At 55.1% G+C, this 20,946-nt stretch carries 16 protein-coding genes; 8 read left to right on the top strand and 8 right to left on the bottom strand.

The genetic code is table 11. From position 1 onward, the window contains the following. The first annotated feature begins 426 nt into the window (after window positions 1-426). Complete coding sequence (locus AC5Q5A_RS02885) at window positions 427-726, top strand: hypothetical protein (protein ID WP_008888338.1); 300 nt, start codon at window positions 427-429, stop codon at window positions 724-726. A 92-nt stretch (window positions 727-818) separates the two neighbouring features. Here the strand turns inward: AC5Q5A_RS02885 and glcF are convergent, their stop codons facing one another. The 4 genes from glcF to AC5Q5A_RS02865 all read right to left on the bottom strand — a co-directional run bounded on the left by glcF (window position 819) and on the right by AC5Q5A_RS02865 (window position 8,511). Then, window positions 819-2,144 carry a glycolate oxidase subunit GlcF gene (glcF, locus tag AC5Q5A_RS02880; protein ID WP_493894277.1) on the bottom strand — a complete coding sequence of 442 codons (1,326 nt, stop codon included), beginning with the start codon at window positions 2,142-2,144 and terminating at the stop codon, window positions 819-821. Then, window positions 2,144-3,421, bottom strand: coding sequence for a glycolate oxidase subunit GlcE (gene glcE, locus AC5Q5A_RS02875; RefSeq protein WP_493894276.1), 1,278 nt, complete (start codon window positions 3,419-3,421; stop codon window positions 2,144-2,146). Before glcE ends, glcF begins: the two co-directional genes overlap by 1 nt. 118 nt (window positions 3,422-3,539) lie before the next feature. Then, window positions 3,540-5,024 (bottom strand): FAD-linked oxidase C-terminal domain-containing protein, encoded by a 1,485-nt coding sequence (locus AC5Q5A_RS02870; RefSeq protein WP_493894421.1) that lies wholly within the window; start codon window positions 5,022-5,024, stop codon window positions 3,540-3,542. A gap of 16 nt (window positions 5,025-5,040) precedes the next feature. Continuing rightward, on the bottom strand, window positions 5,041-8,511 hold the full coding sequence (locus AC5Q5A_RS02865) for a pyruvate carboxylase (protein WP_197146070.1): 3,471 nt from the start codon (window positions 8,509-8,511) through the stop codon (window positions 5,041-5,043). A gap of 703 nt (window positions 8,512-9,214) precedes the next feature. Here AC5Q5A_RS02865 and AC5Q5A_RS02860 point away from each other — a divergent pair. The 3 genes from AC5Q5A_RS02860 to AC5Q5A_RS02850 all read left to right on the top strand — a co-directional run bounded on the left by AC5Q5A_RS02860 (window position 9,215) and on the right by AC5Q5A_RS02850 (window position 12,245). After that, on the top strand, window positions 9,215-10,618 hold the full coding sequence (locus AC5Q5A_RS02860) for a cache domain-containing protein (protein WP_008888343.1): 1,404 nt from the start codon (window positions 9,215-9,217) through the stop codon (window positions 10,616-10,618). Between the two features lie 49 nt (window positions 10,619-10,667). Continuing rightward, complete coding sequence (locus tag AC5Q5A_RS02855) at window positions 10,668-11,348, top strand: response regulator transcription factor (RefSeq protein WP_210515147.1); 681 nt, start codon at window positions 10,668-10,670, stop codon at window positions 11,346-11,348. A gap of 240 nt (window positions 11,349-11,588) precedes the next feature. Beyond that, complete coding sequence (locus tag AC5Q5A_RS02850) at window positions 11,589-12,245, top strand: Crp/Fnr family transcriptional regulator (RefSeq protein ID WP_493894275.1); 657 nt, start codon at window positions 11,589-11,591, stop codon at window positions 12,243-12,245. 12 nt (window positions 12,246-12,257) lie between these two features. On the opposite strand, the gene AC5Q5A_RS02845 is transcribed toward AC5Q5A_RS02850, so the two are convergent. The 4 genes from AC5Q5A_RS02845 to AC5Q5A_RS02830 all read right to left on the bottom strand — a co-directional run bounded on the left by AC5Q5A_RS02845 (window position 12,258) and on the right by AC5Q5A_RS02830 (window position 15,090). Then, window positions 12,258-12,995, bottom strand: a complete 738-nt coding sequence (locus tag AC5Q5A_RS02845) for a hypothetical protein (protein ID WP_493894274.1) — start codon at window positions 12,993-12,995, stop codon at window positions 12,258-12,260. Between the two features lie 84 nt (window positions 12,996-13,079). After that, complete coding sequence (locus tag AC5Q5A_RS02840) at window positions 13,080-13,439, bottom strand: TraR/DksA family transcriptional regulator (RefSeq protein ID WP_064779891.1); 360 nt, start codon at window positions 13,437-13,439, stop codon at window positions 13,080-13,082. Between the two features lie 100 nt (window positions 13,440-13,539). Beyond that, window positions 13,540-14,754, bottom strand: coding sequence for a hypothetical protein (locus tag AC5Q5A_RS02835; protein ID WP_493894273.1), 1,215 nt, complete (start codon window positions 14,752-14,754; stop codon window positions 13,540-13,542). A gap of 144 nt (window positions 14,755-14,898) precedes the next feature. Then, window positions 14,899-15,090 carry a hypothetical protein gene (locus tag AC5Q5A_RS02830; RefSeq protein ID WP_493894272.1) on the bottom strand — a complete coding sequence of 64 codons (192 nt, stop codon included), beginning with the start codon at window positions 15,088-15,090 and terminating at the stop codon, window positions 14,899-14,901. Window positions 15,091-15,652: 562 nt separating this feature from the next. Between AC5Q5A_RS02830 and AC5Q5A_RS02825 the strand changes: the two genes are divergently transcribed. The 4 genes from AC5Q5A_RS02825 (at window position 15,653) to AC5Q5A_RS02810 (ending at window position 20,844) form a co-directional block, all read left to right on the top strand. Next, on the top strand, window positions 15,653-17,557 hold the full coding sequence (locus AC5Q5A_RS02825; protein ID WP_493894271.1) for an ABC transporter substrate-binding protein: 1,905 nt from the start codon (window positions 15,653-15,655) through the stop codon (window positions 17,555-17,557). Window positions 17,558-17,602: 45 nt separating this feature from the next. Beyond that, on the top strand, window positions 17,603-19,963 hold the full coding sequence (locus AC5Q5A_RS02820; RefSeq protein WP_493894270.1) for an ATP-binding protein: 2,361 nt from the start codon (window positions 17,603-17,605) through the stop codon (window positions 19,961-19,963). 271 nt (window positions 19,964-20,234) lie between these two features. Next, window positions 20,235-20,459, top strand: a complete 225-nt coding sequence (locus tag AC5Q5A_RS02815; protein WP_493894269.1) for a hypothetical protein — start codon at window positions 20,235-20,237, stop codon at window positions 20,457-20,459. A 157-nt stretch (window positions 20,460-20,616) separates the two neighbouring features. Further along, a complete protein-coding gene (locus AC5Q5A_RS02810; protein ID WP_064787560.1) occupies window positions 20,617-20,844 on the top strand; it encodes a hypothetical protein in 228 nt (75 codons plus the stop codon). Window positions 20,845-20,946: the final 102 nt, after the last annotated feature.

Here is a 20,946-nt window from a genome sequence, read left to right as displayed (position 1 = left end):
AACTGTCACATTTCGTCCAAAGGTGGCCTTGGGTGTCGGGGAATGGTGTGAATTGACGATAATTGCCACCAAACCCTTTACATGACCCCATTTACACGCAACTGTTGTGCATGGGGTCCAAACTCATTCACATGACCGCCCCGGCAATTGATATGAGAGAAAAAGCAAGGAAAAGCCCGCAGAGCGGAGTATTCTCCGGTCAAGGGGTTTGACGCAGAGGCTTTCTCTCATATCAATTGTCCTTTGGATCCCCCGGATTTGCACGGGCTATTTTGTCGCAAAACCTTGAAAGATATAGATCTTCCTGTGGTTTTGCTCCGCATATCCGTGCAAATCCGGGGGACCGGGACGATTATGTGAATGAGTTTGGACCCCAAGGGACAAAAAATGCTGCGCGTAAGTACGCGGCCATAACAGGAGCACTTGATGAGCAACGCTGCACTCGACGAAATTCAGGAACTGATTCAGAAGCTGTCTGGCGAACTTGGAGATATGTCAGAGGCTGCGTCGCGCCATATTGATGATCTGCATGTTGCGGTCAATAACGTCGCATCGCACGTTCTGGCGATCGAGGCAGTTCTGTCACTGGTGGCCCAGAAGGTCGAGGTAGACGAGGCCGAAGCAATCAAGTGGATTCGTGACAAGACCGCAGCCTATGCCGAGGACAGCAGCGAAAGCTCTGCCGCAGAAGGCATTACAAAAAGCCTGCTTGGCAAGGAAGAGTAAGGCGCCCAGTCCCACGGACTTACGAAATCAAAAGGACGGCAGAGGTTATTCCCTGCCGTCCTTTTTGTTTTCTGATGCGGGTTTGAGAAAACCTAGCCTGCCAGTTCGGTCGGCTTTATCCGGTCGCGCAGTTTTTCCGGCACCGGGCCGCCCGCCGCCCAATCAAGGAGCTGCACCGTGTGCAGAACTTTAAGATCGTCGGTTTCGATCTGGACCATGCAGCCGATGTTCCCCGTTGCCACCAGATCAGGCTGGGTCGCACGGATATTGCCGCGTTTGCGTTCCTGAAGCTGACCAGCGATTTCGGGCTGCAACAGGTTATAGACCCCGGCAGAACCACAGCACAGATGGCCTTCGGCGATTTCGGCGACCTCATACCCGGCCTGTTTCAATAGATCACGCGGTGGTCGGGTGATCTTTTGACCGTGCTGCATCGAACAGGCCGAATGATAGGCAACACGGGGATTCCCGTGATTGGCACCGGCAAAGACGGCGGCATCGATATCAAGGCCAGCCAGATATTCAGTAATGTCCTTGGCAAGACCGGACACCGTCGCGGCCCTTTCGGCATAGGCCGGATCATGGCGCAGCATATGGCCGTAATCCTTGATCGTGGTGCCACAGCCCGATGCGGTGATTACGATGGCATCAAGGCCTTCGCCCGCAGCCTCGGCCGTCCAGGCATCAATGTTGGCCTTGGCCTGCGCGTGGGATTGTTCTTCCTTGCCCATATGATGGACAAGCGATCCACAACAGCCAGCACCCTTGGCAACCACCACCTCGATCCCGAGACGGGTGAATAGACGAACCGTCGATTCGTTGATTTCGGTTTCAAGCACCTGCTGGGCACAGCCGATCAGGATGGCAACCCGGCCTTTGCGTTCGCCAACTGCCGGGATCACCTGGGGCTTATCAACCCAGCTTGGCGGATGCATGGGACGTGCGCCCATCTTGACCATGCCCTTAAGCCGACCGGGCATCAGACGCGCGAAGGGGGCCGCGAATTTCGCCCCGATCAATGACAGCCGGAACAGGGTCGGATTGGGCACAACAATCGAAAGCAACTTGCGCAGCAACCGATCACCCAGCGGACGTTCATAGTTTTGTTCGATATGGGCGCGCGCATTGTCGATCAGGTGCATGTAATCAACACCAGAAGGACATGTGGTTGTACAGGAAAGACATGACAGGCAACGATCAAGGTGTTTGACCACCTTTTCGGTTGCCGGTTTGTCATTTTCCAGCATGTCCTTGATCAGATAAATGCGGCCACGTGGGCTGTCGAGTTCATCACCAAGGGTGACGAATGTCGGGCAGGTCGCAGTACAGAAACCGCAATGCACGCATTTGCGCAGGATCTGTTCGCTTTCGGCAATCGCCGGGTTTTCAAGTTGGGCAGCGGTGAAGTTGGTTTGCATTACGCGCCCTCCCCGTTCAGTGACACTGGCGCAATCCGCCCCGGATTGAGAATACCCTTCGGATCGAGGTTTTCCTTGATCCGGGCATTGATCCGGGCAAGTGCCGGGTCTTCGGGATGGAAGACCGGGGTGGCTTGACGGATTTCATCGGATGCGCGCACCAGATTGGCCTGCCCGCCCACGTTTGCGACGATATCGCGGATCGTACCGGCCATTGCATCAGGTGCATCAGGCGCATTCGCCGCGTCAGATGCGGCGATCTGCAACCAGATCAGGCCACCGGCCCAATCCATCATCGCCCGACCGCCGGTTTTTTCGATCAGTTGGGCACAGATATCACCCCCACTTGCCGGGGGTACCGATACCCGCCACAAAACGCTGCCACCGTTTTCCGATGCCACGAACGGCGCGACATTGGCGACGACCTTCCAGATGCTGTGGCTGTGGCTTTCGGGGACTTCGTGGCATTCGCCAAACCCGGCAAGCGCCCGGCACAGGGCATCGGCCCGCCATGCCACAGACGGCTTGGGACCTTCGACCCGCAGGGCGACAAGGCCGCTGCCATATTCACCGGCCAGTGGCACATCAAGGTGCGGAGCGTCTTCGGGGGCGATCCAGGCGGCGGCGGAGACTTCGTTTTCACTGCCCATGGCAATGGTCATCGCCTTGCCCGCCGCACGCGGGTCGCTGCAGGCGACAATCACGGTGGCGGATGTTTCGTCATTTGGCATGACCTTAAGCGTTACCGTATGCATCACGCCCAGCGTGCCAAAGGAACCCGCCATCAGTTTTGACAGATCAAAGCCGGTGACGTTTTTCATCACCCGGCCACCGGATTTAAAATCCTCTGCCCGGCCAGAAACGGCTTCGAACCCCAGAAGGTGATCACGTGCGGCGCCCACCTTGATCCGGCGCGGTCCGGCAAGGTTGCAGGCCACCAGCCCGCCGATGGTGCCGGCATCCGGGCCACTTGATCCATCCAGCAGGGCCGGGAAGTTTCCGGGCTCGAAATGGAATTGCTGATTTTTCTCGGCCAGTGCCGCCTTGATATCGGCAAGCGGCGTTCCGGCACGCGCAGAGATCACCAGTTCTTCGGGCTGATAAAACAAGATCCCCGACAGTTTGGAGCAATCAAGCACTGCGTTGGTTCGAACAGAATGGCCAAAGGCGCGCTTGCTGCCCGATCCGATGATTTCAAGCGGGGTTTCTGATCCAAGCGCCCAACCAACCGCATCACGCAGCTGGTCTGGCGTGGTGGGGGAAAGTACGTCCACCATAACTCTCTCTTTTCCTCTCCTGAGCCGGGCCAATCGGATTTGCGGGAGCCGATTGGCCGGCCTTTGTTTTATCGTGTTTGTTTGTTGTTTCGTTTGATCACGCCTTAGGGGCAGGACCCTAGAAGCGCGGGATATCCGGGAACTTGTCGGCCACCGCCTTGGCATGCAGGGTTTTAAGTTCCCCACAGCCATGCAAGGTCGGGAATACCTTGCCGGGGTTGAGCAACTGGTCCTCGTCAAAGGCCATCTTGATGCGTTCCTGATGTTTCATGTCATCAGATGTGAACATCTCGCCCATCAGGTCGCGCTTTTCGACACCGATGCCGTGTTCACCCGACAGCACCCCGCCAACCGCGACACAAAGTCTAAGGATGTCGGCCCCGAAAGCCTCGGCCTTTTCAAGGTCGCCGGCCTTATTGGCATCAAACATGATCAGTGGATGCAAGTTGCCATCGCCAGCATGGAAGACGTTGGCAACGCCCAGCCCGTGCTTTTTCGACAGGTCCTGCATGCCGGTCAGCACCTCGGACAGGCGACCGCGCGGGATGGTGCCATCCATGCACATATAATCAGGTGAAATTCGGCCAATCGCCGGGAAGGCGTTTTTGCGGCCCGACCAGAATAGCAGGCGTTCTTCTTCGCTTTCGGAAATGCGGGAATAGACCGCCCCGCAATCCTTGGCGATTTTGCCAACCCGGTCGATCAGGTAATCGACTTCGACCTGCGGGCCATCAAGTTCGACGAGAAGAAGGGCTTCGACATCGAGCGGATAGCCAGCCTGAACAAATTCCTCGGTCGCCTTGATTGCCGGGGCATCCATCATTTCAAGACCGCCCGGAATGATCCCGGCGGCAATGATGGCGGCAACGCAATTGCCGCCTTCTTCGGATGAATTAAAGCCCAGCAACAGCGCACGCGCGGTTTCGGGTTTGCGCAGGATACGCACCGTCACCTCGGTCACGATGCCCAGCAACCCTTCGGACCCGGTGATGATGCCAAGCAGGTCATAGCCCGCCTGATCAAGGCCCTTACCACCGACGCGCAGGATTTCGCCTTCGATGGTGACCATTTCAACCCCCAACACATTGTTGGTGGTAAGCCCATATTTCAGGCAATGCACCCCGCCGGAATTTTCGGCGATGTTGCCGCCAATAGAGCACGCAATTTGGCTGGACGGATCGGGGGCGTAATAGAACCCCTTGTGTTCGACCGCGCGCGTGATGCCAAGGTTGGTGACACCGGGCTGCACGACGGCGGCCCGGTTGTCCCAGTCAATCTCAAGCACGCGATTGAATTTCATCATACTAATGGTGATCGCATCGGCCATCGGAAGCGCGCCACCGGACAAACCGGTACCGGCACCGCGCGGAACGACACGGATTTTATTAGTATGACAATATTTTAGGATGGCTGCGACCTGGGCGGTATTTTCCGGCAGGACAACGATCATCGGCAATTGCCGATAAGCCATCAACCCGTCGCATTCATAGGGCCTGAGCTGATCATCATCGACAATAACCCCGCCCGGTGACGGGATGATATCGCGCATGGCGGCGATAATGTCCTTGCGACGTGCAAGTGTGTGTTGATCAGGCTCAGGCATCCTAAGCATCGGTGGGTTACTCCGTTAATTCGACCAGCAGGTCCTTGGCTTCGACCTGTGTCCCGGCCGGGGCGTGGATTTTGGCCACGGTTCCATCCTTTTCGGCGTGAACCGCAGTTTCCATTTTCATGGCTTCAAGCGAGCACATCACATCACCCGACTTGATCTTCTGGCCCTCGGACACGTGGACTTCGACCACCAGACCCGGCATCGGTGCTGCGACATGCAGCTTGTTGCCATCTTCGGCCTTTGGTTTTGTCTTGCCCGTGCCGGCCAGTGTCTTGTCGGCGACCTTGACGGTGCGGGGCTGACCGTTGAGTTCAAAGAACACGGTGCGGTTGCCCTCCTCGTCACCGGCCTCGGACGTGGTCAGATAGCGGATGACAAGGGTTTTGCCCTTTTCAAGATCGACCGAGATTTCATCGTTCTGGTTCATCCCGTAGAAGAAGACTGGGGTGGGCAGAACCGAAACATCGGCGTTGTGGCTGCGGTGTTCGGCGTAATCAAGGAACACCTTGGGATACATCACATAAGATGCAACCTCGGCGTCAGTGATATTGCTGCGATGGGTTTTCTTTTCGATCTCCTTGCGGGTCGCTTCGAAATCAATCGGCGGCAATGATTTGCCCGGACGATCTGTTAGCGCCTCCGCCCCCTTAAGCACCTTGCGCTGAAGGGCGGGCGGGAAGCCACCGACCGGCTGACCGATTTCACCACGGAAGAAGGAAATGACGCTGTCGGGGAAGGTAATGTCCTTTTTAGGATCAAGAACGTCTTCCTCAGACAAACCGGATGTCACCATCATCAAAGCCATATCGCCGACAACCTTGGAGCTTGGCGTTACCTTGACGACATCGCCAAACATCTTGTTGACCGCGGCATAGGCCTTGGACACCTCGGGCCAGCGATCCTCGATCCCGAGTGCACGGGCCTGCTGGCGCAGGTTGGTGTACTGGCCGCCCGGCATTTCGTGGACATAGACGTCCGAGGTGCCGCTGCGGATATCGCTTTCAAAGCCTGCGTAATAGCGACGGATCTGTTCCCAATAGGTCGAGATTTCCTTGAGCGCCTCGGTCTTAAGGCCCGGGTCGCGCGGCTGACCGATATAGTTGTTGGCAATCGAACCCAGGTTCGGCTGGGATGTCAGGCCCGACATCGAATCCATCGCGGCATCGACCGCATCAACCCCGGCATCAATCGCGGCAATGACAGTTGCAGCCGAGATGCCGCTGGTGTCGTGGGTATGGAAATGGATCGGGATATTGACGGTGTCCTTCAACGCTGTGATCAGTTCAGTCGCAGCGGCGGGACGCAGGACACCCGCCATATCCTTGAGACCGAGAATATGGGCACCGGCAGATTCCAGTTCGCGGGCCATATTCACATAGTAATCAAGGTTATATTTCGGGCGGTCCTTGTCATAGATATCGCCGGTGTAACAGATGGTCGCTTCGCAGAGCTTGTCGGTCTTAAGAACCGATTCCATCGCGACCTTCATGTTTTCAACCCAGTTGAGGCTATCAAACACGCGGAAGACATCCATGCCGTGTTCGGCCGCCTGCTTGACGAAGTAATCGACCGCATTATCGGGATAGTTGGTGTAGCCAACCGCGTTGGATGCCCGCAGCAGCATCTGGGTCAGGATATTTGGCACGCGTTCGCGCAGCTTGACCAGACGATCCCACGGGTCTTCTTTCAGGAAGCGCATGGCAACGTCAAACGTCGCCCCGCCCCAGCATTCGATTGAAAACAGTTCCGGCAGACCATGCGCATAATAGGGCGCAATTTCGAGCATGTCATAGGTGCGCATGCGGGTCGCCAGAAGGGATTGGTGGGCATCACGCATGGTGGTGTCGGTCATCAGGACGCGTTCCTGATCCTTCATCCAGCGCGAGAAACCTTCCGGCCCCAACTGATCAAGCTTTTGCTTGGTGCCCGGGCGGATTTCGCCAAGATCAATTGATTTTGGCATCACCGGATCGTGCAGATTGGTCGGCACCACGCGGCCTTCGACTTCGGGGTTGCCATTGACCGCAACCTCGCCGATGAAGCGCAGCAGACGGGTGGCACGGTCACGCCGGCGCACGAACTTGAACAGATCTGGCGTTTCGTCAATAAACCGCGTGGTGTATTCCCCGGCGCGGAATTTCGGGTGATTGATCAGGTTTTCAAGGAAGGCCAGGTTGGTGGCAACACCGCGAATACGGAATTCGCGAAGTGCGCGGTCCATACGGTCCACCGCCTCGCGCGGGGTGCTGCCCCATGCGGTGACCTTTTCCAGCATGCTGTCATAAAACGGTGTGATCACAGCACCTGAATAGGCCGTGCCGCCATCCAGACGAATGCCAAAGCCGTTGGCCCCGCGATACACCTTGATGATCCCGTAATCAGGGACAAAGTTGTTTTCCGGGTTTTCGGTGGTGATACGGCACTGAAGCGCGTGATCGCGCAGCTTGATCTTGTCCTGCCAGGGGATACCGGTTTCGGACGGGAACCCAATGCGGCCCCCCTGCGCGATCAGGATTTGCGCCTTGACCAGATCAAAGCCGGTGACACATTCGGTGACGGTATGTTCGACCTGAATGCGCGGGTTGACCTCGATGAAGTAGAATTTGGATGTGTCGACATCCATGAGGAACTCGACCGTGCCGGCATTGACGTAATTGGCAGCCTTGCCAAGGCGGATCGCGGCGTCACAAATCTCGGCACGCTGATCATCATCGAGATAGGGTGCGGGGGCGCGCTCGACCACCTTCTGGTTGCGGCGCTGAACCGAACAGTCACGTTCATAGAGATGAACCAAGGTGCCGTGATTGTCGCCAAGCAGCTGGACCTCGACATGGCGGGCGCGGCGGATCAGTTTTTCAAAGTAAACTTCGCCATTGCCAAAGGCGGCCTCGGCTTCACGCCGTGCTGCCAGCACCTGACCAGACAGGTCCTTGCCATTTTCAATGACGCGCATGCCACGGCCACCGCCGCCCCAGCTGGCTTTGAGCATCAGGGGATAGCCGATTTTCTCGGCGATGCGGGTGACTTCTGCCATGTCTTCGGGAAGCGCACTTGAGGCGGGCATGACCGGCACACCGGCACTTTCGGCCAGATTACGCGCAGAAACCTTGTTGCCAAGGGTGCGCATGACTTCTGAATCCGGGCCGATGAATTGAATGCCGGCCTCGGCGCAGGCATCGGCGAATTCGGGATTTTCCGACAGGAAACCATAACCGGGATGAATCGCATCGACATCGGCATCACGTGCGACACGCAGGATGTCTTCGATATCAAGATAGGCGCGAATGGGCTTGTTGCCCTTCCCCACCGTGTAGCTTTCATCCGCCTTGAAACGGTGAAGGGCGAAGCGGTCCTCGTCAGAGAAGATCGCAACTGTGCGAATGCCAAGTTCGTTGGCGGCTCGCAAAACACGAATCGCAATCTCGCCACGGTTGGCGACCAGAAGTTTACGGATACGCTTTGGTGCTGAACGCGTCATGGACACCGGGCTCCTACCACAATTTCCTGGCAGGAACGTGCCTGTGCGCGCCTGCCAAAACCAAGTGAAACGCCACGATATGGTCCTTGAATGCGTTGCGGTGCGGGGATGCCTGCAACGCCATACCTTTTGTGGCGATACGGGATGCCGGCACGCGGAGATCTTGTGCAATGCATCCAGAGCTTTCGGCGCCCGGTGGGCAGGCGACGGTTCTGGTATATGCGCATTGCCCTCTCCCTGTCAAAGCATGATCTCGCAAATTGGTATTACCAATTATTGGAAATACCGACCAGTTTCTTTTCACCATGCGGAACAGGTCCCCCAAGGTTTCTCTATCAGGGCGATGGGAAAACCGCGATTTTAGAGCCTGACCGAAAATTCTGACATGGTTTGATTTGAGAAATTTCCTTCAATGTCAAGGCTTTGCTCGCAGACAATGCCCGGCGGCCTTTTCAAGAGGAAAGCCGCAGCATAGTGGATGAAATTCTTCAAACCCTTCGGGCGCCTTGATTTTGAGCGATTTTGTCGTTGCGCACAGTCCGCAGGGGCCGACCCTTGCGGACCGCGCACGCCTAAAAATCACTGCAAAATCAAGGCGTCAAACCATATCAGAATTTTTGGTCAGGCTCTTACAGCGACTTTTGGCGCGGATATGCTATTGTCCGCGATCAGAAAAACGGAAATTCCCGAAACGGTTACGCCCATGCCGAAGCTCAATCTTCGACTAAAGTTTTTGCTGCTCTCGATCCTGCCACTGGTTCTGGCGGCGTCTGCGATCTCCTGGCTGGTGTTTGCCCAGGCCGAACGCCTGGCCGAGGCCGAGATCAGGACCTTTGAACGCAACATCCTTCAGGCCAGAAAGGACGAGCTGAAAAGCTATCTTGAGCTGGCGATGAAATCGATCGACCACATCTATTCGGTAGCAAGTCCGCTGGATGCGGTGTCAAAAGAACGCGTGAAAGCGATCATCGAAGATCTGTCTTATGGCGAGGATGGATACTTCTTTATTTATGACCGCGATGGCACGGCGCTTGTTGATCCGCCGCAACCCTGGCGCCTTGGCCGGACTTATTGGAACCTGCGCGATATCAATGGCAACACAGTCATTCAGGGCCTGATTTTCAATGCGGAAAAGGGTGGCGATTTCATGCGCCACGTCTGGGAAAAGCCATCGACCGGGGAGCCGACCGAAAAGATCACCTATTCCCTGATGCTGGATAAATGGGACTGGATGATCGGCACGGGCATTTATATCGACGATATCGCCGAACAGGTCACCGAGATCGAGGCCGAAGTTTCCACCCATATCCGCGAAACCACCATGTCGATTATTGGCGTGACGATCCTTGCGGTGTTGCTGGTGGGCATATCGGGAACGGTGGTCACACTTTCGGAACGCAAACTTGCCGACTCAAAGCTTAAGGAACTGACCCACCGGGTGGTTGATGTGCAGGAACAGGAACGTTTGCGCGTTTCGCGCGAGCTGCATGACGGGATCAGTCAGATACTGGTTTCGGTCAAATATGCGGTCGAAACCGCGATTGCGCGCATCACCCAGAAACGCGACAACGCGATTGAACCCATGGAAAAGGCGGCCAATAGATTGCAGGACGCCATCCATGAAGTGCGGCGGATTTCGCGTGATTTGCGCCCAGCCGTGCTTGATGACCTTGGCCTGAAACCGGCCATCGAAAGCATGTGTGCTGAACTTCAGGACCGGTCGGGCATCCTGATCGAGGTGAAATGCGACAATGTCGACGGGCAGCTTGATATCGACAAGAAAACAACGCTGTATCGTGTGTTGCAGGAGACGCTGACCAATATCGAGCGCCATGCCGATGCGACGGTGGTGAAGATTTCGATCAAACGCGAAGGCAGCAGCATCATCATGCGCATTGCCGATAACGGTGTCGGGTTTGAAACCAACCGATATATCCGCAACCGCGATCCGCGGGCCGGCATTGGTCTGCGCAACATGCGCGAACGCATGGAATTCCATGGTGGCGGGCTTTCGGTGCGCTCCGAACCGGATGACGGGACAAAAATCACTGCATTTATTCCCGCCAACAGCCAGAATGCCCTACCCCATGACGCTATCAGCGGTTAATCTGATGACGCACAACCCGACAGTCACGCGACAGGAACTCGTTTGATCCATGACCAATGCCACCATTGCCAACGAAGTTTATTCCACCCATCGGCCATTGCGGATTTTGCTTTGCGACGATCACGCGCTTGTCATGGATGGTATCCGGTCGCGACTGGAGTGTTTTGAGCATATCAATATCGTCGGTGAAGCCGGCAACGGGGCCGAGGCATTGACCATGGCCGGTGACCTGCATCCTGATATTGTCCTGATGGACATTTCGATGCCGGTGATGAACGGGTTGGAAGCAGCCGAAAAGTTCCGTGAAACCCTGCCCGATACCAAGGTTGTCATCCTGTCGATGCATGAAAACCCGGAATATCTGCGCACCGCCCAGCAGGCCGGTGCAAAGGGCTTTATCCTGAAAGATGTGTCATCCAATGACATGGTGCGTGCGATTGAAACCATCGCCAATGGCGGTGAGGCGTATAGTTCCACATTCGATCGCATCACCGATGGCGAAGACAGCAACAATGATGGCGTGCCGTTGACGTCGCGCGAACGCACGGTTTTGCGCCTGTTGGCCAAGGGGGCGAGCAACAAGCACGTTGCCCGCGAACTTGACATCAGTGTGCGGACGGTGGAAACGCACCGCCGCAACATCAAGCGCAAACTTGATATCGACAGTTCGGCCGGTCTTGTCCGCTATGCCATTGAAAAGGGTCTGGTTACCCTTGATTCTGCGAGCTGAAATCAGAAACGGTCCGCGCGTTTGACGTGGCCATGCATGACTATGAAATGATTTCACATTCTGATACGGTAGATTAGCTCGAAAGTTGGACTCATTATATTCTTGATACCTGCGTAACCGGGACTGACCGATAACCGGATCAGCCCGTTGTCATGGGTGGCACGCGTGAACCATACAACAAGCTACACATTCCGACCCGAACTTGCGCGATGCCGCGAATGTGGTGTGCGGAAATTTGCCTTGTTCAACAACCTGACGGACGAGGATTTCAAACTTGTCCATATGCCGGTTGAAGACATCACCCTGCCCAAACGCAATACGCTTTATAATGCCGGTGATCAGGCGCAATCGATCTATACCCTCCGCTCTGGCCTGATCAAACTTGTCCATTACCTGCCGGATGGCAATCAGCGGGTGGTGCGCCTTGTCAAACCCGGCGGCACCATCGGGCTTGAGTCCCTGGTTAGCGAATGTTTCACCCACCATGCCGAGGCCCTTCAGGACAGCAAGCTGTGCCGCATTCCGATTGCGGTGATTGAAAAGCTTGATCGCGAAAGCCCGCGTTTGCACAAGCAGGTGCTTAATCGCTGGCATCAGGCGGTGATGGAATCCGATAACTGGCTGACCCAGATGTCGACCGGCACGGCGCGCGAACGGGTCGCCCGGCTTTGCCTGTTTTTACATGATGACGTGACCGAGACCTGCACCGTTCCGGGGCGCGAGGATATTGGTGCGATGCTTGGCATTACCACCGAAACGGCCAGCCGGATCATCGCCGATTTCAGACGTCATGACCTGCTGGAATTCAAGTCACGCAATGTCTTCAAGCTTGATCTTGTGGGACTGCGCGACGTTGCGGGAATGGACGCCGCGGATGAGGTCAATTACGCCGACTGATCCCCGATAAACCTATCTGGCGGCATCCTGCAAGACGGTCTGAAAGGCCGAGTTTGGGCCACAGGCCAGTGACAGCTTTTCATATTCCTGCGGCGTATCGATCCGTTTGTGTTTTTCCGCACTCCGCCTGCGAATATCGTTCAGCCGTCTTTTGAAATCCCGGCCATATTCCGAAATCAGCCGCCGCATGGCGCGTTGTGCATTGTCCGCGGGCATCGGGAACATGGCACCGACCTGTCTGACGACATCATTGACCAGATCATCAAGGGCGGCACGAATGTCGGCCTCCATGCCTTGATTGATCTTCACATGTTCGCCTTCGTGGGCATAAACCACATCATATTCGCAGGTACCGCGTTCAAGCTCGGACGCGATATAGACCAGATGTTTGACGACATCGACCTTGGGATTGACCCGCACCGGATCAAGGCAATAACGGCCAAAGCCAACCTGGCGCGGTTCAAAGCGCATATCGAAAGATGCCTGAACTTCATATTCGGTGAGGCCCGTCACGAGAAAACGCGGACTGCCCCCGGCACGGCTGTTGAGCCAGCGCACCGAGCGGTGCCGATCAAGCATCGGATCCATGTGATTGAATTCAAGGAAGGCTTCGGGCGCACTGATCGGCGCACAGGTGCCTTGGGCACGGGCCAAATTGGGAAGAAACAGCAGCGCAGCCAGAACGATCAAAAGCGCGCACAAGATGCAGCCTTTTCCGATCTGATCATTGCGTTGCCCGAAAGCTGGCAAACCGTTTCTCCTGCCTTTAAAGAAAACGCTGCGCACAGAAACACCCGCACGCAGCGTTTGCGATATTCCCTTTACGCGCAACGATCAGACATGGCTCACATGATCAGCGCAATCGACGCAAAGCGGTGTGGTCGGATCGAATTCGAGACGCTTGGCAGCAATCGGTTCGCCGCAATTGTGGCAATGACCGTATTGGTCGTCATCCATGCGCTTGAGGGTTTTTTCAATCTGCTCCAGCTCGACCACGCGGCGGCGTTCCTGTTCAAGATGCATTTCCTGATTTTGCAGGGCATCCATCCTTGATAAACGACCGACCGCCTGCTGATCCAGTTCGACCGGCTTGCGGTAGTCTTCCGAGTGGGTTGAATGTGCCAGAATCTCGGCGCGTCTTTCCTCCAGCCGGGTGCGCAATTTCGCAAGATCAATGTCTGTTCGATCCGTCATCCGAAACCTCATTATACGTTGTTGTTCTTACCCGTTTATATGGGGATAGAGCGGCCCTCTTCGCCAATGCATAGATCAAATTATTCAAAGATTTTGCCGATCACGTGCAATTGCCGCAGGCATCGACGAGTTTTTCAAGCGCTGCCTTGGCTTCGTCGTCATCGAGGCCTTCGGATTTGATCTTTTTCTGGATCTTGCAGCAAAGGGCGGGCCCATTCGGGAACGGCTTGTCGGTCCAGAAGGGTGCCGTAGTGCCAAAATATCCCGCCTGATCCAGGAACGAGACGCCATAGTAATAGGCGGCCCCGACCGAATTATAGAAGGTCGGGTCATCGATAAAACCGCCATCGGGCGTCATCGATTTGGTCAGACACCAATCAAGCACCAAGGCGATGTCCTTGGATGCTGCATCTTGTGTCGCGCCATCAACCTTTGACCAGCCAAGATCGAAAATCTTGGTGACGTCATAATTGTTGTGATTGTTGAAATCACCATTGTGCTTCCAGCCGAACGGATAGGCATCATCACGGATCGCAAGAGTGGTATTGAAAATCTGCGTCCACAGTTCGACCTTGCCATGCTGATAGGAGATATTATGGAAGGTCAGGCTGAGATCGCTGCTTTTGAGAACGCCCTGATCGGTGGTGTCAAACCAACCGCCCCAATAGCCAGTTTGATCATCCTGCCAGTCATCAAGCCATGATTTGTAGGCCGAGATGTAATCATCGGTCAGATCAAAACCCTTTACGTTGGTTTTGAAATAATCGCGGATTTCGCTTTTAAAGCACATCTGTGAAAGTGCTGCCGTCACGGCCCCAAGGGCATCACGGCGATCCAGACCATCGGCAAAAATCCGCGATGTCTTTTGACCATCGAGCCAGGCCGTCATCTTGCCTGGTGTTGAAATCGGTTCCAGAAAACTGAGCGGGTATTCAGGCGCCTTGCCTTCATCGGCCAGCGTATTGACCGCATCAATCATCGCATCGACTTTGAGGAACCATTGATCGTAACAGGGCCCCCATGAGCCGTCGCTTGCGACCTGTTTTTCGGCCCAGGCCTGATCAGGATTGTTCAGCGAACTGGCAAAGCCAGCGAGCTTTTGATCAAGCGTTTTCCAGTCAGCAGTATATTGCAGCAGCCATTTGCATTCGATCATCTGCTGATCAGAGGCCGCCATGCTGTTGCCGGTTTGCTGGGCGGCGATCAGTTTATCCTGAAGCGGGGCCAGCTTTGCGGCATATGTTTTTTGCTGCGCGACATAGTCGGGATCAAAAACGCAGAACTGCGCCGTGATCAGTTTACTAAAATCCGTCAAACCCCTGCCCCCGATGTTTCAAAAGATATTTATCATGTAAAACCATGACAAATACCCGTGCAGATCCAAAGCATTATCGACAAGCGGCTTCAAACAGCCGAGGGATAGCATGGGATGTTGGGCCGGGTGGATTTGTGCTGGAGACTAGTTGCCCAGCAGCCAGTTGCGGATCACGCGCAATGCCTGTTCGGGGTCGGTATCGACGATCCTGGCGGCGACATTGGCCTTTTTGCGATCAATCATGCCGTCAATGCCGGCCAGATTGAACCGGTCCTGATCGTCGGATCCGGAAACAGACGATACGCCCGCCGTTGTTGCACGCAATCTTTCACGCAAACGCGAATCCGAACCCGATTCGTAGCGTGGGATCGGTGCCGCAGGCTTTGGACCGGGTAAAAATGACGGTCCATCCCCTGTTTTATCGCTGTTATCTGATTGCGTCATTGGCACAACTTTCGGTTCGCATTGTGACACAGTCATCATATTGGGCTGCCCCGACAGAGTGCAAATCCAATCGCAGCTTGCAAGGCGCTCTCAGCCGCTTCAGATCGTTATATTAGTTTAAAAGAAACTTTGATTTCCGCGCGTTTCGGATGCTAGGGTCGAATTAAAATAAGAAGAAAAAAGATGGGTACCACGCTGAATTTTTCCCAATCGAGCGGACGGCTTGATCATTTGATCACCGATGAAAATGCGTTTGAAAGTCGCAACGCATTTCACATATAGCAATTTCACCGCGCAATGAATCGATACAAAAAAACGCGCGATTGCAAATTTTGTACTTCCACAACTCGATCACTCTATCTAGTTTGGGAGGATCAACTTACCACCACTTTAGGGTAGTTGTCGCAATACTTTAGACCAGAGCACACAAATCCAAAAGGGGGGCCAGGTTTTTGTGAGGCACCATACTCTTATCCTGATTGTTGCACTGACCACAATGTTGACTGGCGTTGCCAAAACGCATGCCGTTGAATTTGGTGAAGCACCCGAACTTGCCAAACTGGTTGAGGACGGAAATCTGCCGCCGGTCAAGGATCGCTTGCCGACCGCACCGATGATCGTCACCCCCAATGAACGGGTCGGAACCTATGGCGGCACCTGGAAAATGGCGCAGCGTAACAGCCGCGACCATGCCCTGCTGATCAGGACAATTGGATATGAGCCACTTCTGCGCTGGACCCCGCAATGGTCTTCGACCATCCCCAATGTCGCCCTGTCATTCCAGCCCAGCAGCGATGCAACCGAGTTCTTTTTCCGTCTGCGGCAAGGCATGCGTTGGTCGGACGGCACCCCGTTTACGGCTGATGACATCGTTTTCTGGTACGAAGATATCCTGAACAATCCGGCCTTTGCCGATGCGGTGCCGGAATGGCTGACATCAGGCGGCAATACCGTGCAAGTCGACGAGATCGATCCCTATACCGTCGCGTTTCGTTTCAGCAAGCCATATGGACTTTTCCCGACCGCCCTTGCCCGCCCCGAAGGTGTTGAGCCGGTAAGCTATCCGGCGCATTTTCTGAAGCCGCTTTTGCCGAAATATAATGCCAATGCCGATGCCGACGCCCAGAAGATGGGTTATGCCGGCTGGAAAGAGCGTTTTATCGACGTATTTGGGCACCCCGGTACGATTGATGACCCGACGCGCTGGAACAATCCCGATGTGCCGACCCTGAATGCCTGGGTGCTTACCGGGGTATATGGCAAGGACGATCCACTGATCGCCAAACGCAATCCCTATTACTGGAAAATTGATCCGACCGGTCGTCAACTTCCCTATATCGACACGGTTTCCATGACACTGGTGCCGTCAAAAAGTGCGGCTGGGGATGCGGCAATTGCCGGCAAGGTCAATATGCAGGAACGCCATATCGGCACGCGCGCCAACGAAGTTCTGGCCCAAAACAAGGATCTTCAGGCCTTCACGCTGATTGAGAGCGATATGAATATCCTGACCTTGTCGCTTAATCTCAATGACAAGGACCCGGTGCTGCGCGACATCTTCCAGAACAAGGATTTTCGCGTTGCACTGTCATATGCGATTGATCGCGAGACCATCATTGATCGCTTTGTTCCCGGTGCCTTGCCCCATCAGGCGGCACCAAGACCGGAAAGCCCGCAATATCACACGGTGCTGGCGCGACAATTCATGGCATATAATGTCGAACTGGCGCGGAGCTATATTGCCAAAGCAGGACTTACCAACATCAATGATGACGGCATCCTGTTGCGTCCGGACGGCAAGCCGCTTTCGTTTACGATTGATACCGAGGGTGCGGAACGCTTTCAGATGCTCGATGCGGTCATGGGGTATTGGCGCGAACTTGGCATTGATGTCAGGGCCCGGAACCTTGCGCGTGACGAGTTTGTCGCGTTGCGCGAACGCAATGAACACAATGCCAGTGCGTGGGGTGGTGATGGCGGTCTTGATGCGATGCTCACCCCGATCAATTACCTGCCGATGTCTTCTGAATCGTCCTGGTATGCAACCGGATGGGCCAACTGGTACCTGAACCCGGAAAGCCCCGATGCCATCACCCCGCCCAAAGATGTTCGCGATCAGCTTGCGCTTTATGACCAGCTCAAAGCGACAGCAAATGCCGAAAAACAAAATCAACTGATGCGCGATATTCTCGACATCAGTGCAAATCAGTTTTACCTTATGGGAATTGCATTACCGCCAAACAGAAAAGGCGTGGTGGCACGGGACTTCCACAACGTTCCCAAGGTCATGCCTGCCGCCTGGAGTTATGCGACACCTGCACCGACCAATCCAAGTCAGTATTTTATTCAGCCCGAGTAAAATCCACGACAAACACGCATCATTCTGAATGGGGGCAGAATTAACTTGAGGACGCTGTTTGACCGACTGATCGGCAGTCTGGTTTTCAAGATCGCATTTGCGATCATTGTCGTGGAAACCATCCTTTTTGGTCTGTTTGGCGGCTATTATGTGAACTATTTCGGGGCCGAAATTGACCGCAGGATTGCGGAACAGATCAGCACACCCGGACGGCTTATCCAGCAGGAACAACTCAAGGTCTCTATTCTGAGCGACCCCGAGCAGATGGAACTTCTGCTTGGACGGCATTTGCAGCAAGCGCTGGCTGTCGGTTTTGACGGCACCATCTATCATTCAACCGACCCTTTGATGATCGGCGCATCGATCAGCTCGTTACCCGACTTCCCGGCCGAACAGCTTCGCGCCGACATGAGAGAGCAGACCCTGTTCACGGTTGATGACGATACCGGGTCCAGCATGGTCAGCATCACGCCGATCTTTGCCCTGAATGCCAATCAGCCCTTCATGTATGTCTATCTCAAGGTATCCACCAAGGGCCTTGAAGAAAGCCAGCGCCAGATGCAATCGGTGCTTGTGATCGGCTCCATCCTTTGTGTGTTGCTGACCTCCGCGCTGATTTTCCTGTTTACCCAGCACACGGTGCTTAAGCGCCTGATCACAGCCGCACAGTTTGTTAACAAGATCCAGGTCGGCAAGCTGAGTTCACGGCTGACACCGATGGGGCGTGACGAAATCGGCATTCTCGAGCGCGGCCTGAACGCCATGGCCGAAAGTCTGGAACGCCGCACCCAGCAACATCAGGCGGCCCAGAATGCCTTGCGCGACAGTGAAGAGCGTTTCCGCGACTTTACCCTGTCTTCCGCCGACTGGTACTGGGAGATGGGCAGCGATTTCAAAATCGCCTTTGCGTCCTACAAGTTTTATCAGCTGATCGAGGAAATCAATGGCTCCCCGCAGGGGCAGTCGTTTGACAAACTTGGGCTTCATCCGGAACACCCGGAGGGGTGGCAATATCTGCAACGCCATCTCGATGAACATACCGCGTTCTATAACGTCGAATTTTCCTGGACATCGCGGGATGGTGAAAAGCAGTTCGGGCGGATCAATGGCGTGCCGGTCTTTGCGCTGGATGGCAGTTTCAACGGCTATCGCGGGACGGGCAGCAACATTACCGAACAACATCGCGCCGCCGAGGAACAACAAGCCTTGCAGCGCCAGCTTGCCACATCGCAAAAGCTTGAGGCGGTTGGCCAGATGGCCGGTGGTGTTGCCCACGAGTTCAACAATTGCCTTGCCGGCATCCTGAGCTTCGCCGAAGTGGCGCGTGCCAAGATTGATGACCCTGAACGGGTCAAGGAATATATCGATCATGTCATATCGCTTGGCGAGCGGGCGACCGGTGTTGCCGATCAGCTTTTGATGTTTTCGCGCCGCAGGATCGACCAGCCGAAGAATGTCCGGGTAGAAAGCATCTTTGCGGAGATGGAAAAACTGCTGGTGACCTTGCTTGAGCACCGGATTGATCTGCAAATCTGGGCCGACGAGGCCGACCTTCATACAAGGGTTGATCCGACGCAATTGTCGGCTTGTATCCTTAACCTCGCGATCAATGCGCGCGATGCGATGCCCGATGGCGGGACACTGCAGATTTCATGCAGCAGTGCCGATATTCCGCCACTGGCACAGCGCGACGCCGATGAGGACGAGGATATCTATCCGCCAGAGGTGGAAGGCCAGTTTGTTGTCATCACCGTGCAGGATACCGGCACCGGGATTCCCGAAGATGTGATCGATCATATTTTCGAGCCCTTCTTCTCGACCAAGGAGCCGGGCAAGGGGACCGGACTTGGGCTTTCGATTGTGCATAGCTGGGTCGAAGAGGCCCACGGCTTTATCAATCTTGAAAGTGTCGAGGGCGAAGGTACGACGTTTTCGATCTATCTGCCGCGTTCGGAACCCGGCGCAGAGCCCGAGGACGAAGTTGACGAAATTGGCGTCTTCCCCGGCAATGGCGAGCGTGTTCTGATTGTTGATGATGAGCAGGCCCTGCGCACCACCGCCCAAATCATCCTGGATGATGCCGGTTATCGCACCGAGATCGCGAAAAGCACCGAAGAGGCATTGGTGATCCTGCAAACGAGCACCGGTGATGCGGCATTTGATGTGATTGTGACCGACGTCGTCTTGCCCGGTCGCAGTGGCCCGCAACTGATCATCGAAGCATTGCGCCAAAACCCGCGCTATGGCGTAGTGTTCATGTCCGGTTACCCGGCACGATCACGCAAGGAACTGGATAATCTTTTGGGCAATTACGTGTTTGTCAAAAAGCCATTCCGCCCCGGAAAGTTGCAAAAAGCGGTGCATGATGCGCTCAAACTCGCATCCGAACGGGCGCAGTCGAGCTGACATCGCTGCTCAACAGGTCGAGTCCCCAACCCTGACCATTGCGAAATCGCAGAATTTTCGCCGAATGGTTAAAAAAATCTTACCCGCCTATATTAGTTAAAATGCTTGCAAACCAAGCAATTGGCGGAGTTTGGATTGCGACAGCACTGGATAGTGTGACAACCATCACTTATATCAACCTAACAAGCCCATACCGTGAACTTCAGACAGATTTGAAGAACCCGGTAAATAGTGATGGGCATCGCCCACCCGGACAGATAAAGAGGTCAGGATGATCGGCTCAGTTCAAGGTTCAGGACTTGTTTCAGCGGCACAGGCCGTGAATGATGCAATTACGCCCAAAGGTGGTGCAGACCCGTCTTTGCCTTTCGCAGCCGCAGAAGGCGCGATCAAAAAGGCAACCGGTCTTGCCAAGGTGATTGGCTCGATCGTCACCGAACACCAGCCGCTTGAAACCAGCGGCAATCGTGGCACCAAGGTTAATATCCTAACGTGATTTTTCCCTCTCGTTAGCTTCCTCCGGGGTGGTCTTTTATGGCCACCCTTCTTTCTGTCTGGACCACGGATTGCGCTTTGATGCCGCCCGTCACGCGATCATGACAAACGTCTGACCACGTGCTAGGGTAAGCCCAACTTCAATCGTGGACGATCAGATGACCACCAACAGAATTGGCACAGGCTCCTCCCATACAGGCCTTCAGGATGCGCGTGCGCGTCCGCAGGGCGGTATGGTTTCGCGGGGTCGGGTTGGTGCCAATTCCGACCAGCCGTCCTCTGACAGCTTCATCGCATCCCAGCTTGCCCGCCTGCGCAACCTGATCGCAACCGATCAGATTGACCATAATGCGCGACGCGGGACCTACCTGAACATCGTGCTTTAACCAGCAATGCCGCAGATCGTTGCGTCGTGACGTTCCCTTACGGAACGCACGCATTTGACGTGCCTTTGCAGGTTCAACCAAGGCAACTCCCCCATAAGAAAA

The organism is Thalassospira sp. CA1, assembly GCF_059052855.1.
This window is presented reverse-complemented; position numbering and strand designations above follow the sequence as displayed.

Excerpts from the sequence above, each read along its gene's own strand:
- AC5Q5A_RS02815 (WP_493894269.1), top strand. The coding sequence starts at position 20,235 with ATGATCGGCTCAGTTCAAGGTTCAGGACTTGTTTCAGCGGCACAGGCC.
- glcF (WP_493894277.1), bottom strand. The coding sequence starts at position 2,144 with ATGCAAACCAACTTCACCGCTGCCCAACTTGAAAACCCGGCGATTGCC.
- glcE (WP_493894276.1), bottom strand. The coding sequence starts at position 3,421 with ATGGTGGACGTACTTTCCCCCACCACGCCAGACCAGCTGCGTGATGCG.
- AC5Q5A_RS02870 (WP_493894421.1), bottom strand. The coding sequence starts at position 5,024 with ATGCCTGAGCCTGATCAACACACACTTGCACGTCGCAAGGACATTATC.
- AC5Q5A_RS02865 (WP_197146070.1), bottom strand. The coding sequence starts at position 8,511 with ATGACGCGTTCAGCACCAAAGCGTATCCGTAAACTTCTGGTCGCCAAC.
- AC5Q5A_RS02810 (WP_064787560.1), top strand. The coding sequence starts at position 20,617 with ATGACCACCAACAGAATTGGCACAGGCTCCTCCCATACAGGCCTTCAG.
- AC5Q5A_RS02860 (WP_008888343.1), top strand. The coding sequence starts at position 9,215 with ATGCCGAAGCTCAATCTTCGACTAAAGTTTTTGCTGCTCTCGATCCTG.
- AC5Q5A_RS02885 (WP_008888338.1), top strand. The coding sequence starts at position 427 with ATGAGCAACGCTGCACTCGACGAAATTCAGGAACTGATTCAGAAGCTG.
- AC5Q5A_RS02840 (WP_064779891.1), bottom strand. The coding sequence starts at position 13,439 with ATGACGGATCGAACAGACATTGATCTTGCGAAATTGCGCACCCGGCTG.
- AC5Q5A_RS02855 (WP_210515147.1), top strand. The coding sequence starts at position 10,668 with ATGACCAATGCCACCATTGCCAACGAAGTTTATTCCACCCATCGGCCA.